This window comes from Nocardia aurantia (assembly GCF_009604425.1).
In the GTDB taxonomy this organism is placed as follows: Bacteria; Actinomycetota; Actinomycetes; order Mycobacteriales; family Mycobacteriaceae; genus Nocardia; species Nocardia aurantia.
Map to the genome: position 1 here is coordinate 148,523 of NZ_WEGI01000001.1, position 13,808 is coordinate 162,330.

11 protein-coding genes are annotated in these 13,808 nt (G+C 67.0%); 8 read left to right on the plus strand and 3 right to left on the minus strand.

Features of this window, described 5'->3' with window-relative positions:
* The first annotated feature begins 1,000 nt into the window (after positions 1-1,000).
* The 4 genes from NRB56_RS00745 to NRB56_RS00760 all read left to right on the plus strand — a co-directional run bounded on the left by NRB56_RS00745 (position 1,001) and on the right by NRB56_RS00760 (position 5,431).
* A complete protein-coding gene (locus tag NRB56_RS00745; RefSeq protein ID WP_319942378.1) occupies positions 1,001-1,525 on the plus strand; it encodes a hypothetical protein in 525 nt (174 codons plus the stop codon).
* Positions 1,526-1,709: 184 nt separating this feature from the next.
* Positions 1,710-3,200 (plus strand): FtsK/SpoIIIE domain-containing protein, encoded by a 1,491-nt coding sequence (locus tag NRB56_RS00750; protein WP_194290683.1) that lies wholly within the window; start codon positions 1,710-1,712, stop codon positions 3,198-3,200.
* Between the two features lie 300 nt (positions 3,201-3,500).
* Positions 3,501-5,225, plus strand: coding sequence for a replication initiator (locus NRB56_RS00755; RefSeq protein WP_227837039.1), 1,725 nt, complete (start codon positions 3,501-3,503; stop codon positions 5,223-5,225).
* Positions 5,222-5,431: a hypothetical protein gene (locus NRB56_RS00760; RefSeq protein ID WP_153338560.1), complete on the plus strand. Its 210-nt coding sequence runs from the start codon at positions 5,222-5,224 to the stop codon at positions 5,429-5,431. The genes NRB56_RS00755 and NRB56_RS00760 overlap by 4 nt, the downstream gene beginning before the upstream one ends.
* 10 nt (positions 5,432-5,441) lie before the next feature.
* On the opposite strand, the gene NRB56_RS00765 is transcribed toward NRB56_RS00760, so the two are convergent.
* Positions 5,442-7,163 (minus strand): recombinase family protein, encoded by a 1,722-nt coding sequence (locus NRB56_RS00765; RefSeq protein ID WP_153338561.1) that lies wholly within the window; start codon positions 7,161-7,163, stop codon positions 5,442-5,444.
* Between the two features lie 29 nt (positions 7,164-7,192).
* Here NRB56_RS00765 and NRB56_RS00770 point away from each other — a divergent pair, with 29 nt between their 5' ends.
* From NRB56_RS00770 to NRB56_RS00785, 4 genes are all read left to right on the plus strand, one after another.
* On the plus strand, positions 7,193-7,900 hold the full coding sequence (locus NRB56_RS00770) for an MmyB family transcriptional regulator (protein ID WP_227837040.1): 708 nt from the start codon (positions 7,193-7,195) through the stop codon (positions 7,898-7,900).
* A 421-nt stretch (positions 7,901-8,321) separates the two neighbouring features.
* A complete protein-coding gene (locus tag NRB56_RS00775; RefSeq protein ID WP_153338562.1) occupies positions 8,322-10,019 on the plus strand; it encodes a hypothetical protein in 1,698 nt (565 codons plus the stop codon).
* A gap of 14 nt (positions 10,020-10,033) precedes the next feature.
* The gene (locus NRB56_RS00780) at positions 10,034-10,543 is read left to right on the plus strand and encodes an ImmA/IrrE family metallo-endopeptidase (RefSeq protein ID WP_153338563.1); all 510 of its coding nucleotides are present in this window, start codon (positions 10,034-10,036) and stop codon (positions 10,541-10,543) included.
* Positions 10,540-11,547, plus strand: coding sequence for a hypothetical protein (locus NRB56_RS00785; RefSeq protein ID WP_153338564.1), 1,008 nt, complete (start codon positions 10,540-10,542; stop codon positions 11,545-11,547). Before NRB56_RS00780 ends, NRB56_RS00785 begins: the two co-directional genes overlap by 4 nt.
* Before the next feature lie 242 nt (positions 11,548-11,789).
* On the opposite strand, the gene NRB56_RS00790 is transcribed toward NRB56_RS00785, so the two are convergent.
* Together NRB56_RS00790 and NRB56_RS00795 are read right to left on the minus strand one after the other, a co-directional pair.
* Entirely contained in the window at positions 11,790-12,206 is a 417-nt protein-coding gene (locus tag NRB56_RS00790; RefSeq protein ID WP_011207048.1) for a helix-turn-helix domain-containing protein, read from the minus strand.
* A 360-nt stretch (positions 12,207-12,566) separates the two neighbouring features.
* Positions 12,567-13,733, minus strand: coding sequence for a steroid 3-ketoacyl-CoA thiolase (locus NRB56_RS00795; RefSeq protein ID WP_153338565.1), 1,167 nt, complete (start codon positions 13,731-13,733; stop codon positions 12,567-12,569).
* Between the last annotated feature and the right edge of the window lie 75 nt (positions 13,734-13,808).

The following is a 13,808-nucleotide window of genomic DNA, read 5'->3' on the forward strand; positions in this document are numbered from 1 at the left end:
GGTCTGTTTGGCAACTTATTTGAACTTTTCAGAGTTCTAACGCCTGGTCCCGCGCCCCGCGCTCGTCAGTCCCTTCCGGCTGTTCGTGGTGTTATGTCCCCCAATAAGGGGTTAGCTCGCCTCATTTTCGTGTTAGTTCGATGCTCTTGCACGAATGTCAAGGCGACACGCCGGGGATAACGCCTCCATGGCGGGTGTGCCTTACTTTTGGTCCTTTCTTCCTCGAATTCACCCAAATTGGGTCCTTGACCGGGCCGGATTTGCCGGGATGATGGATATCAGGGGACTGACAACCTGAATGCAGGATGAGAGGAAGGATTCAGAGCGTCGTGTCGGTGTCCTGTGCGCTGGCGCGGATCGGTCGAGGGGGCCGTACGGCGATCCCGATCCGTTCAGCCGGTGAATCCAGTTTTCTGCCGTGGGGGCCGTTCCGGCGAGCTGTGAGCTTCGTCATACCGCTGACGGTGGATGACGGCTGCGGATATCCCGTGAGGTGTCCAGCTGTTCCCGTGGAGTTCCCGCGTTCCCGCGAGTCCAACTATTCCGCGCCAGCGCTCGGCCGGATTTTCGATCTCGCACAGGTTGTAGGAGGCGGGCTGGTTGATGTCGGTGGCCGGTGCTGTGATGATGGTGTGGAACGAAAGGTGACCGAATGGCCGATTGACCGCTGAGAGTTTCGTGGCTGTCCCCCCGCTGGAACGAGGGGACAGCGTGAACGAAAAATTCACTCCACAGGATTATCGGGTACGCAGCCCTACCTTTGGAGTCCCGTTTTCCATTCTTTAGCAGAACCGGAGTTCTGCCATGTCCAGAGTAATACATACATGCCTGCTGCAACACCGGTACCGGGGTTTCGGCCCGTCCGTCAGGGACGGCTCGGTCTGGTCGGGCGAGCGCGGCGTGTGTGGCCTCCCGGTGTGGTCGTCTCCGTTTCCGCTGTTCACGGCGCTGCTGTGGCTCGGGGTCGCAGGGTGAGGGGTGCCGTGACAGTGCCCCCTTCGTGTTCGTGTCGAGTGTCGACACGGATGGAAATGATCACAACCGAAAGGCGGCCATCATGGCTGAGCAGCAAGGACAAAACCAGACCAATAATCCGCGGTCGGCGTTTCGATACCCGGTCGCTTTCGAAGAGTTCTATGCCGCTGGGCTATATCAGATGGGGCCGGTGCGTCCGGACACGGTGTACACCGGTGATCCGAACCGGCCCGGCCCGCAGCAGCGGGATCCGGTGACGGGCCTGTGGGTGTGGAAAGCGTCGGTGACCGACCCCGGTGAGCCGAACTCCCGCCGACGCAGCTACGACATTCTGTTGCTGTCGGAGACGGAACCGGTACCGACCACCGATGAACTGTCGGCGGGGTTGCGGCCGATCGTGCTGGAAGGGCTGACCGTTCAGCCGCGCGTCGGAGGTCAGGGCGAATTCAAGTACCTGACCTACACCGTGCGAGCGGCGGGCTACGCACCGGCACCGGCACCGGCGGTGAGTGGCCGGGGAGGTGCGGGCTCGGGGCGTAACCAGTCCTGACCTGCTGAATCCGTAGTACCCGAACAGGCGGGTCCGCCTGTGGCCGTGATGGTGACCGGCGGACCCGCCCTGATTCCGCATGCCCGAAAACGGCTGCGCGACAGATTCATTCATGTTTTCGAAAGGTTCGATGATGGTGAAATCCGCTGATTATCGTCCGGTCCCGCAAGGACGGACGGATCTGATGAACGAGGTGGGGGAGGTGCTGTTCCTGCTGGTGGGCAAGCTGCTCGTCGGGCTGCTGGTGGTGGCCTGGTGGGCGGTGCTGTATCCGATGTTCTCGCTGCCGGTGGCTGCGGCGGTCGCGCTGGGCTGGTGGCAGGGGTGGCCGTACGGGGTAGCCGCCGGTGTCGCGGTGGTGGGGTGCTGGGTCGTGTGGCGGGTTCGGTGGCCGGTGTCGTTCGAACGGTGGGTGACCGGCCGGATCCGGCAGCGGTATTGGAAGTGGTTCCGCTACTCCAGTCGATGGATCAAGGTCATGGCGATGAACCGGCTCACAGCGGAACTGGATACGAAAGTGATTACGCCGTACCTGTTTTCGGCGCGGATCGGGCGTGTGGTGGATGTGCTGGAGGTCGGGTTGCCCTATGGGCAGAAGGTGGAGACCTGGGAAGCGCGGTCGGAGGAGTTGCGGCATTCGTTCCGGGCGGTCGGGGTCCGGGTGCGTCACGCGGTGTCGGGGCGGGTGCGCCTGGAGGTGATCCACACCGACATTCTCCGCAAACCGATCCCGCTGCCCCGCACGGTCGTGGATGCGAGATCGGTTGACCTGGAAGCGGTTCCGATCGGTATGACGCAGCTGGGGAATCCGTGGCGGGTGGCGTTGCTGGGGACGCATGTCATGGTGGCGGGCGCGACGGGATCGGGCAAGGGATCGGTGGTGTGGTCGGTGATCGCCGGCCTCGGGCCTCGCATCGCGGAAGGATCCGCGGTGGTGTTCCTTTTGGACCCGAAGGCCGGGGTTGAGTTCGGTGCTGGGATGGACTGGTTCGACAAATTCGCCTACGACAACGGTAAAGGTGCGTTGGAGCTGCTGCGGGAGACAGCGCGGGTGATGATCCGGCGGATGAACCGGATGCGCCGGGCTTCCCGCAAGCTGATTCCGTCGGTGAAAGAGCCGTTGATCGTGCTGATCGTGGACGAGTTCGCGTCACTGACCGAGTACTTCTCGGACAAGCGGATCAGGGACGAGATCCAACGGCTGCTCGGGTTGATCCTGACCATGGCCCGTGCGGCGGGCGTGGTGGTGATCGGGTGCCTGCAAGATCCGTCGAAGGAAGTGATGCGGCTGCGGCAGTTGTTCCCGACCCGGGTCGGCTTGCGGCTGTCGGAGGCTACACAGGTGGCGATGGTGTTCGGGCCGACCGGCCGGGATCGGGGCGCGTTGTGTGATCTGATCCCGCACACCACACCCGGTGTCGGCTACGTGCAGATCACACCGGGCGTCGACACCGAGGCTATCGGTGACAACGAGTCGGAAGAACAGGTCGCCGAAATCGAGCGGGTCCGTGCCTACTACGTGACCGACGACGATATCCGGTGGATCATGGCGACCTACCCACGGCCGCGACGGTACACCGGCGACCAGGTTCCCGGCGGCGCGGCACCGGTCGACCTCGACGAGCATCTCTACCCCGAAGGCCGAGACGGAAAAGGCAAGGGGTACAACGAATAACAGCAATCCACAGGTCTGGCGGTGATCGTTGCTGCCGGGCCGGTCCCGGATCTGGTGGTCCGGGACGGCGTACTCTCGATTCTGCCGTCTGGTGAATATCTGTTCAGTGTGTTTCGGCGGCTCTTGCGCGCTACAGCGCTCCGGTATTCGAGGCATCGTGTCGGCGGTGTCACATCCTTTCGAAACTTGTTCCGACAGTTGACTTCTCACTCCTTGATCTACAGCTGACACCGGTATCGGTCGACGTCGGCCGGTGCCGGTGCTGTGGGTCGTCATCGACTGCGCGACAAGAGGTTTCGCATGAACGAAATAGACGTGACCGAGGACGGCGGGCTGGGGGCGTCGTTCGATGAGGTGGCGGTGGCTACGGCGCAACGGTTCGGGGTGTGTATCCGGCCGATGGTCCTGGAACGCACCGACATCACTACCGGGGCAAGGGCTTTGGTGCCCGTGCCTTGTGGTTCCACGATGGAGGCGAAGTGCCCGGCGTGTGCGCGGAAGGCGAAAGCGCTGCGGCTGGCCCAGTGCCGGGAAGGCTGGCATCTGGATCACGAACCGCAGATCCCGCGTGCACGGCCGACCTACGATCAGACCGGCCTGATGTGCTACCGCGCCGATCTGATCGCGGCACTGGCCGATCCCGCCAACGCCCACGAGGCGAGCGAACTGCAAGAAGAGATCGCATGGGCAGACCACGAACTGATCGCGTTGGGGATGCGTGGGAAAACGCCGGCGGTGCCCGACCCCGGTACCGGTGCGGACACGGACTCCACCGACACGGACACAGACTCCACCGACACGGACATGGATGGGGAGGTGGATGCGGCCGGTGAGGGTGAGTCGCGGCGGCGGTCGACTCGTCGGCGTGAGGATGTCGCGGGGTTGCCGCGTCTGCCGGTCACCGATCGCACCATCGGCCATGAGTACGCGGGGAAGTACCTGCCGTCGATGATGATCACGCTGACGCTGGACAGCTACGGGCACGTCCATTCCAGCGACGGCACCCCGGTGGACCCGGACTCCTACGACTATCGGCGGGCGGCGTGGGATGCGGTGTGGATCTCGCGGTTGTTCTCCCGCTGGGTACAGAACCTGCGGCGTGCGGTCGGCTGGAATGTCCAGTACTTCGCCAGCGTCGAACCGCAACGCCGGGGCGCACCCCATATCCATGTCGCGATCCGTGGCGCGATCCCGCATCGGATCATCCGGCAGGTCACCGCGGCGACCTATCACCAAGTGTGGTGGCCGCACCCGGACCGTGTCGTCTACAGCGGTGACCGGATGCCGGTGTGGGACAGGGAATCTCGGACGTTTCTCGATCCGTCGACGCGGGAACCGTTGCGGGATTGGGCGGCGGCGATGGAATCCACCTGGGACGACGACACACCCGCGCATACGGTGACGTTCGGGGCGCAGGTGCATTCGAAGGGCATCCTCGGCGGCACCGAGGAAGTCACCCGGCATATCGGGTATCTGTGCAAGTACCTGACCAAATCCGTGTCCGAAGTCCTGGAAGCGAAAACCGTCCGCCAGCACGCGCACTACGACCGGCTACACGCCGCGCTGCGGATGACGCCGTGTTCGCCCCGGTGCGCGGTGTGGCTGCTGTACGGCATCGTCCCCAAGGGCGCCAACGCGCGGATGCAACCCGGTCAGTGCAAAGCGCGGGCGCACCGCCGCGAAACCCTCGGCCTGCCCGGTAACCGGGTGCTGACCTCGGAGCGGTGGACGGGTAAGACCCTCGGTGACCACAAGGCCGATCGGCTGGAATTCGTCCGCCGGACCCTCGCCGGCGTCGGCATCGACAAACCCGCCCCGGACCCGCGCGGCTTCACCTGGTCGACGGTGGCACCGGGCACGCGGATACCGTCGCGGGCGCAGCTGCTGTTGGCGGCCATCGCGGAACGGATCGCGTGGCGGGCCGAGTACGACCGGGCGATGCTGGCGGCGTACCCGGACGGTGGTGGCGGTCCACACGGGGGTGTCGGGGAAAATCGTTCGGCAACCGGACCGGTGACCTCATGACCGTGCCGGAGGAACGGGTCTCGGCGGCGGGGCGGATGGTGGTCGGGCCGACCAGCGAGCACACCCGTCGGATGGTCGCGGAAAGCCGGTTGCGGCAGGGGCTCCCGGCGCGGATCGACAACCCTGCGGTGATCGAATCGCTGGCGTTGTTCCTGCGCAATGCGCTGGCCACCCTCGATCAGGATGACCAGCGCCGATCCGCGTAACCGGGTGCGGTTACAGCTCTCGCCAGACGACTTCGACGGCGGTCTCATCGAACCGCCATGTCTTGCGGTTCTGGTCGACCCATTTGGCCGCGTAGACGTTGACCGGTTTCACGATGACTTTCTCGATCAACCGGGCCGCTGCCTCGTGCCGCCAGCGCGGACCCTTGTCCGCCCATGCCTTCCGCAACTCGCCGGGGGTGGAACCGATGTCGGCCAGTACCGCCAGCGCTTGAACACTGCGCAGCGAATCCTGTTCGGCACGAAGTGTTTTCAACGTGGCTTTCAGTCCGGTGATGGTGCGGTCGATGACACGGAGGTCGTATTCGTCACCGCCACCGGAGAGGGCCTCGGTGCGTCGGTCGGCTTCCGCGTCCAGATTCCCGGTCGTCAGTTCGATGCGCTGTTGCAACTGGGCGATCCGCGCCGCGTGGTCGTTGCCGCGATCCAGCCGCGCGAGGATCTGCGGGTTCTCGTACTCGGCGATGACGGCCTGAGCCACGAACATCTCCAGCGCCCCCGCGTCCCGGAACACCCGGCCGCACCCGCACACGGTCTTCTTCGAATCCTTGGCCTGGCATTTGTAGCGGCGCTGCCTGATCGGGCCGTTCTTCCCCTTGCGCTCCAGAACGGTCCCGATCATCCACGCACCGCAGACCTGTCCAGCCCGCTCGGCCTGCTCGGGCCAGATGCCGCCGCACTCGACGAGCCCGGTCAGCCAGTACTCGCCGTGACGCTGGCGGGGACGATCAGGGTCGGTCTCGCGCCGGTGGGCTCTGAGCGCGATACGCATAGCGTCCTGCTCGTCGCGAGTGAACACCGCAGGCCATTGCGCACGATGCCGGGTGCCGGTGCGTTCATGCACGCGGATGCCGTTGCCTTCCGGGTTGTTCAGGCATTCGCACCGCCGGCCACCTGCGTCGGTGTGTTCGCCGAGGTCGTAGGCTACGTACGCCTCCATCAGCAGCGTCTCAGCGAAATGACCGACCCGCCACATCTTCCCGGCGGAGGTGGTCACTCCCCGGGCGTTCCAATCGCTGATGATCGTGGTCTGACTCTCCCCGTTGAGCACCCGGTCACGACCTTCGTGCAGAACCTTGATCTCGGCCTCACGTACGGCGCACCGATCGAGGATCTCGGCACCGGTAATCGGGTGGATACCAACGACTTTGCCGTACCCGTAACGGCGTGCACCGCCCTGCATCACCCCTTTCGCCGCTTCCTCGGTCATCCGATCGAGCAGGTTCTCGGTGTTGGTCTCCCGGTACTCGGCGGCTTCGGCGACCTTCACCATGAAATTCTTGCGCCCGGCACCGGTGGTCAGGTCGTACTCGGTGTCCTTCATGAACACATACCGCACACCCCTGTCTCGCCCGAGCTTCATCAGCTCGTTGCCCAGGTCGTAATCGCGGGCCAACCGCGCCACGTCACGGGCAAGGACGATCTTCGCCGGTCCGCGCGTCACCAGTGGCAGCACTTCCCGCAACGCAGGCCGATCCGCGTCCGCGCCCGACAGATCGTTGTCACAGAAGATCCGCGCCAACGGAAGCCCTTTGCGGGCAGCGTGATTCACCTGATTCTTCGCCTGCAACTGCACCCCCTCGGCGCGGTCCTTCTCATCCCGGGAGATACGGACATAGCCGTACACCCACAACGCGGGATCGACATCGGCCACAGCAGTAGCCAGCGCAGCATTGATCTCCACCAACCAGGCGGGTTCCGTGTTTCGAGCCATGACACCAGGCTACGGATGTAGTGGGTACGTTGAAGGTCGCTGGACTGTCGGTGGACTACTACATCCGGCTGGAGCAGGCCCGCGGCGCCAACCCGTCCCGGCAGGTGCTGGCCGCGCTCGCCCGCGCACTGCTGCTCACCGCCGATGAGCGGGAGTACCTGTACCGCATCGCGGGGGAGCAGCCGCCGCTGGTCGCCGGGCCGAATCGCACCGTGCCGCAGTCCATCCGGACCATGATGGACAATCTGGTCTCGACGCCCGCCTACGTGGTGGACGCCACCTACGACATCCTGGCCTGGAATTCCCTCGCGGTGCACTTCATCGGCGATCTCGACGCGCTGCCCGGCGCCGATCGCAACATGATCCGCTGGATGTTCCGGGCGGCCGCGGCGGGCGGGGTGTGGCCCGACGAGGCCGCTCTCGCCTTCGCCCGCGCCACCGTGGCCGACCTGCGCGCCGCCTACGCGCGCTATCCGGGCAACCCCGGCCTGGTCGCCATGGTCACCGAACTGCTCGGCACCTCACCACAATTCGCCGAACTGTGGGCGACACACGACGTCGCGGTGCGGCGCGCGCACCGCAAACGGGTGGTGCATCCGGACCTGGGGCCGCTGGAATTCGAGTGTCAGGTCATGCACATCGCCGACACCGATCAGCGGATGATCTTCTATTGCGCCGCACCCGGATCCCGCACCGAGTCGATCTTCCGAACCCTGGCGGCCTCGCCCGCCGAGTGAGCGTGCGCGCTGATTGCTGACGGAAATCAACCATCTCCGGTCGGAAGAACTGGCTGTGAGGTTGCCGGACCCGGATACCCGGAGCGCCGGAACCGCGTCCGGCGATTCCGGGTACCTGCGATCCGCCGGCGTCCCGGCGCCGAATAACCTTGTGCGCGTGACGATGACCGGCCACGAAGGGGCGGCCGGACCTGGAATGTACCGGACCCGGCGCGATCTCGTGTCCGGTTTGTTGCGCATGGGGTGAGCGGGCGAGAAACGAATCATGCCTCCTACCTCGAAAAGTGCGGCAAATCATACAAACTCGCTCACTTGGCAAATGTTCGGCAGCTAGTATGGTGTCGGCTCGATCGAAGTCCCGGATGAGCTCGCGACCCGGGTGAAGTTCTGCGCTCTACACGATGAGGGGAAAGGTAAGCGCATGGCCTTGGGTCGCATGGTGCGCGTCGCGGCAGTGGCCGGGATGGTCGCCGGTTACGGGTTCCTGGGGCCGCTGGTCGCCTCGGCCCGCCCGGAATCTCCGTGCCCGCAATGCTCCACCGGTGGCGAACCGGACGAACACGCCCTGCGCATCCCGGGTCGATCCGTCACGGCGCCGGATACTTCACATCCCGCCCGCGACCTCGAGCTTCCCGCCCCGCGCCCGGGACCGACCGCCCTCCTCGGCACCGGTTCCGCCGCCCTCGGCTCGGCGGCGCCGGGCTCGGCCGCCCTCGGATCCGCCGGTGCCGGGACTGCTTCCGCGACCTCCGCTCTCGACACCGGCGACGCATTCGATTCCGCCGCGGCCGATCCGGAATCGGCGCCGGAGCCTGCGCGGATCGATCCGGCCCTCGCGCTGGTGGCGGCCGTGGCGGGCACCGATGCCGCCGGGCTGGTGGTCCAGCTAGCCGCGCTCGCCACGAGCGCGGCTGTGCTCGAAACGTCGCCGGCACCAACAGGTTCCGAGCACGTCGGCGCGGGTTCACCTTTCTCGGCATGGCTCGTGCCCGCACCGCTCCGCGCTCCGGACGCGGCCGAGGCCGAGGCCGACGACCCCTCGGACCTGCTCGGGAAAGCCCCAACGGCAGCGACATTCGTGATCGAACGACAGACCGTCCCGGGAGCCGATACGCCCGGATCATCCGGTGCCGCCGACTCGATCGACGCCAGGGAGACGGGTTCCGGATCCGCCGCGGCGAGCGCCGCCGCGCTCCTCGGCATCCTCGGCACCGGTTCCGCCGCCGGCGCGGTATTACCGGGCGCACTGGGCACCGCCTCGGCCGGCGGCATCCCGCTGCTCGGCGCACTGGGCACCGGCTCGGCAGCGCCCGGCCCGGTGGGCGCCGCCACGAGTTCGGCGTCGGCGGGAGCGTTGGAAACCGGTTCGGCTGGTGCGGGATCGGCAGGAACTGCCACGGATTCCGCGTTGTCGGGTCCGTTGGGTACCGGTTCGGCCGCAGTGGGTTCGGCGGGTGCCGCGACGGGTTCTGCGTTGTTGGGAAGCCTGGGGACAGGTTCGGCCGCGGTCGGTTCGGCGGGTGCCGCGACGGGTTCTTCGTTGTCGGGAAGCGTGGGGACAGGGCCGGCCGCAGTGGGTTCGGCGGGTGCCGCGACGGGTTCCGCGTTGTTGGGGGCTCTGGGAACCGGTTCGGCAGCGGCCGGGTCTTCGGCGGCAACGGGTTCGGGATTGGTGGGGACGGGTTCGGCGGCAGTCGGTTCGGCCGCCGTGGGATCCGCGGTGCTGGCGTCACCGCTGCTGCTGTTGCTCCTGCTGCAACCGCCGCCCACGCCGCCGGTTCCCGAGCCGCCGTTGCTCATTCCACCGGCTCCGGGACCGGTACCGCCGGGGCAGCTGCCAGTGCGGCCGGTGGTGGTCGTGGCGCCGCCGGCGGCGGATGAACTGCCCGTACCGATCGTGCCCGGACCCGCTCCCGCGCCTGGCTTCCGGGCCGAACCGGCGGTGCGGCCGACCGCGAATTCCGGTGGGCTGCCGCCGGTTCGGGCGCTCGAGGTGATCGGCGGCCTGATCGCGATGGCGCTGGCGGCGACCGGGTCGGGGGCCGTCGGATTCCAGAGCGCGGCGGCGGCGCAGGCGCGCGTCGACGCCGCGCGGGCCGCGTTCTTCCCGCGGGCATGAGAGGAGCGTCGGCGATGACCTACGCACGGACGCAAGGCCGTTCCCATCGCCGGGTGGCGGCCGCGGTCGACGCGGTGTGCGCGGTGGCGGCCGATTTCGACGCGACCACGCTGGACGAGGTGGTGCTCGCCGTCTCCGCCGAGCGGCGCCGCCCGATCGAGATCGTCAGCGAGGAGCTCGGCCCGGGGGTGTGCGGGCAGCGACGGACCTATCCGGACAAGGAGGTGATCGTGCTGGCCGCGGCGCTGCCGAGCCGCGAGCACACGCTCGCACACGAGTTGGGGCACATCGTCTTCGACCATCCCGGTGAGGTCGCGGCCGAGGTCACGCTGGCGGCGAGCGACGATCTGATCGCCTACATGCTCAACCGGCGGGCCTACCAGCAGATGGTGGCCCAGGGGCCGGACGAACTGGCGGAGTGGGAGGCGGAGACCTTCGCCAGCATGCTGATGACCAGGTTGCGGGTGTTCCACAGCCGAGGCGCCGGCGTCTCGGTCCTTCGATTCGACGAGGCACTGGGATGACATTCTGGCTCGGCGCACTGGTGATCTGGATGGCCGCGGGCGCGCGGGTGGGCCGGGTGCTGGTGAAACCGGCGACCACCGCCCGGCTCGCGATCGTGCTGGCGGTGGCGAGCGTGGCCGCGGCCGCGACCGCGGCGATCCCCGAGGTGGCGGTCACGGTGGACCATCTGCTGCCGGGCGGTGTCGACGGCCGGCCGCTGGCCGAGCGGGTGGTCGCGGCGGCCTGGCTGATGTTCGCGGTCGCCACCTCGGTGGTGGCCGCGGCCGCCTGGCCGATCGTGTCCCGCCGCAATCTCCGCAAGATCGCGGCCTCGATCTACGCGGCCGGACTGGCGGCCGTGGTCGTCACGGTCGGCTGGTCGGTGCTGTTCGGATGGGCGGTCACGCTGCCGGCCTGCGGATTCGTGGCGATCACCGGATTGCGCAATCTGGACTGGACCGCGCTCGGGCGCGGCATCGCCCTCTACACCTCGGGCACGGTGGTGGTGGGAGTGCTTGCCGCGCTCTCGATTCGGCGGCTGGCGCGCGACGAACCGCCCGCCCGGCCGGGCACTCCCGGTTGGTTCTGGCCCGCCTGGCAGGTGGCCGGGCTGTTCGTCGCGCTCGGCGCGGTGTGGATCGTGATCGAGCTGTGGGCGCGAGCGCGCCTGCTGCTGCGGCGGATCCGGGTCCTGCACCGCACTCTGATCGGACGGTTCCCCGAGGTGGTGACCGGCGACAAGCCGGCCTCGACCGCGCAGCTGCGGGCGTCGGATCACGTCACCCAGATCATGGACGCGATGTACCTGCAATCGGGCGGCGGGGTGGAGTTGGTGGCGGTCGGGCCCCCGCCGGCGTCGGTGGCCGAGCGCGCGGATCTGGTCGCGCGCTGGGCCCGCGATCCGTCCGGCGGGGTCGCCGTCGACGCCCGCTGGATCGCGCCGCCGGAGGGAGTCGGTCCGCGCGGGTGGGTTCGGGCGATCGCCCGCGCCTACCGGACGACCCCGGCCGAGGGGAGCCGATGAGATGCAAACGAAAAGCGTACGAACAATTGCAATCACATACTGCCGGGCGTTCGCCGGACCGACTGGTTTTATGTCCTGGATCACAGTGCGGCGTTCTGTGCCCACGACTGCCGACCGCATCGATGGCGGCGCACGGACACGGCTCACACCGAAGCGGGTCGCGCTTCGGTGTGAGCCGAAATCACCCCCAAAACAAACACAGTGCGGTGGTCACCGCACTGTGTGTTGCCTTGTGGACCTTGTTATTCCGTGCCGTCCGGCGGGATCTCGGGCAAGCCTTCGCTCGCCCGCAGCTTCTCGGCCATCGAGGTCAGGAGGTTTTGCGATTCCTCCGACAGATCGAAGGCCCTACTCGACAGCCGACGAAGTCCGTAGCCCTGCAGCTGGGACAGCAGCTCGAGATCGTGGTCGATCTTGGCCGCGTAGATGTCGTTGAAGAAGTAGTCCGGCTTGACCTTGAAGAACTTCGCCAGCGCGGCCACCGTCTCATCGGACGGATTGGTGCGCTGTCCCGACCGCAACTGCGAGAGGTACGGTTTCGAGATCGGATGGCCGGAGGCTGTCAAGGCAGCCGCCACCTCCGCGTTGGTGTGCGGCTTGCGCCCCGGGGGATGCACGGTTTCGAACAGCTTGTTCAGCCGCGCCGCGAAATCAGCCATTGTGAGCCGCCCAATTCCCTTCGCTGTACTAACAGTCGTTATCTCGGATACGTATCATTGATATTAGCGGCTGAGTAACTGAAAACCTACGCCTGATTCGTGATTTCCTTGAAGCTTCCAGACGTCCGGTTCTGGAACCGACGCCCGCCGCGGCGTTTGCGGGGTACCCCAACGGCACTGGAGAACCGCAGGCTGGAGTGGGTTTTCGCCCGTCGCGAGGGTGCCCGGCACCCATCGAATGGTAACGCAAAGATAGCTGACGTCTCATGGAAGACTCTGTATCGCACATTGTGTGGCGTACGCCACCCGATGGGTCCACGGGGATGAACGTTCAACAACCCCCACGTGAAGTGCCTGTTTCTACAACCTCTCCAAGATCGTGCCGGTCGCAAGTGCGCCACCGGCGCACATGAGGACCATCGCCGTGGTCCCGCCGGTCCGCTCCAGTTCGTGCAGGGCGGTGGTGATCAGCCGGGAGCCCGTGCTGCCGACCGGATGGCCGAGCGCGATGGCGCCGCCGTTGACGTTGACCTTGTCGAGATCGGGCCGATGCACCGACGCCCAGGACAACACCACCGAGGCGAAGGCTTCGTTGATCTCGAACAGATCAATATCACCGATGCTCATGCCCGACCGTTCCAGCAGTCGGGTGGTCGCCTGCACCGGACCGTCCAAATGGAATTCAGGTTCGGCTCCCACCAGCACCTGAGTGCGGATTCGCGCCCGCGGCCGCAGTCCGTGCCGGGCGGCGACCTCCTCGTCCATGAGCAGGACGGCGGCGGCGCCGTCGGAGATCTGTGAGGAGGTGCCGGCGGTGTGGATGCCGCCCTCGAGGACCGGCTTCAGCTTGGCCAGCCCCTCCGCGGTGGTGTCGCGCAGGCCCTGATCGCGCGCGACGTCGAGCTTCTCGCCGGTGAGCGCGCCGGTCTTGTCGACCTGCGGCGCGGTCACGGTGAGCACCTCGCGGTCGAAGCGGCCCTCGGCCCAGGCCCGTGCGGCGAATTGTTGTGAGCGCAGGCCGAATCGGTCGACATCGTCGCGAGTAATGCCGCGCCGCTTGGCGATTCGCTCGGCTGCGCCGAACTGATCCGGCATGTCCACGTTCCAGGACGCCGGTCGCCGCGGCCCGGCCTGCTCGGGGTTGAGGTTGGCGCCCAGCGGCACGTGACTCATCGCCTCCACGCCGCAGGCGATGCCGATATCGATTGCGCCGGTGGCGATCAGGCCGGCCACCAGATGATTGGCCTGCTGTGCCGATCCGCACTGCGCGTCGATGGTGGTGGCGCCGGTCTGCCACGGGAGCCCGGCGTGCAGCCACGCGGTGCGGGTGACGTTGTTGGACTGTTCACCGGCCTGCGTGACGCAGCCGCCGACGATCTGCTCGACCAGCGCCGGGTCCAGATGGGCGCGCTCGAGGACGCCGCGCTGCGCGGCGCCGAGCAGTTCGGCCGCGTGCAGTCCGGCCAGCAGGCCACCGCGCTTCCCGACCGGGGTCCGTGCCGCCTCGACTATCACGGGTGTGCCCATGAGCCTTCCTTCCCCTCAAATGCAGCAAAAACTGAAACAAGTTCGATGCTAACTCAGGCGGAAAATGCCGGTGTC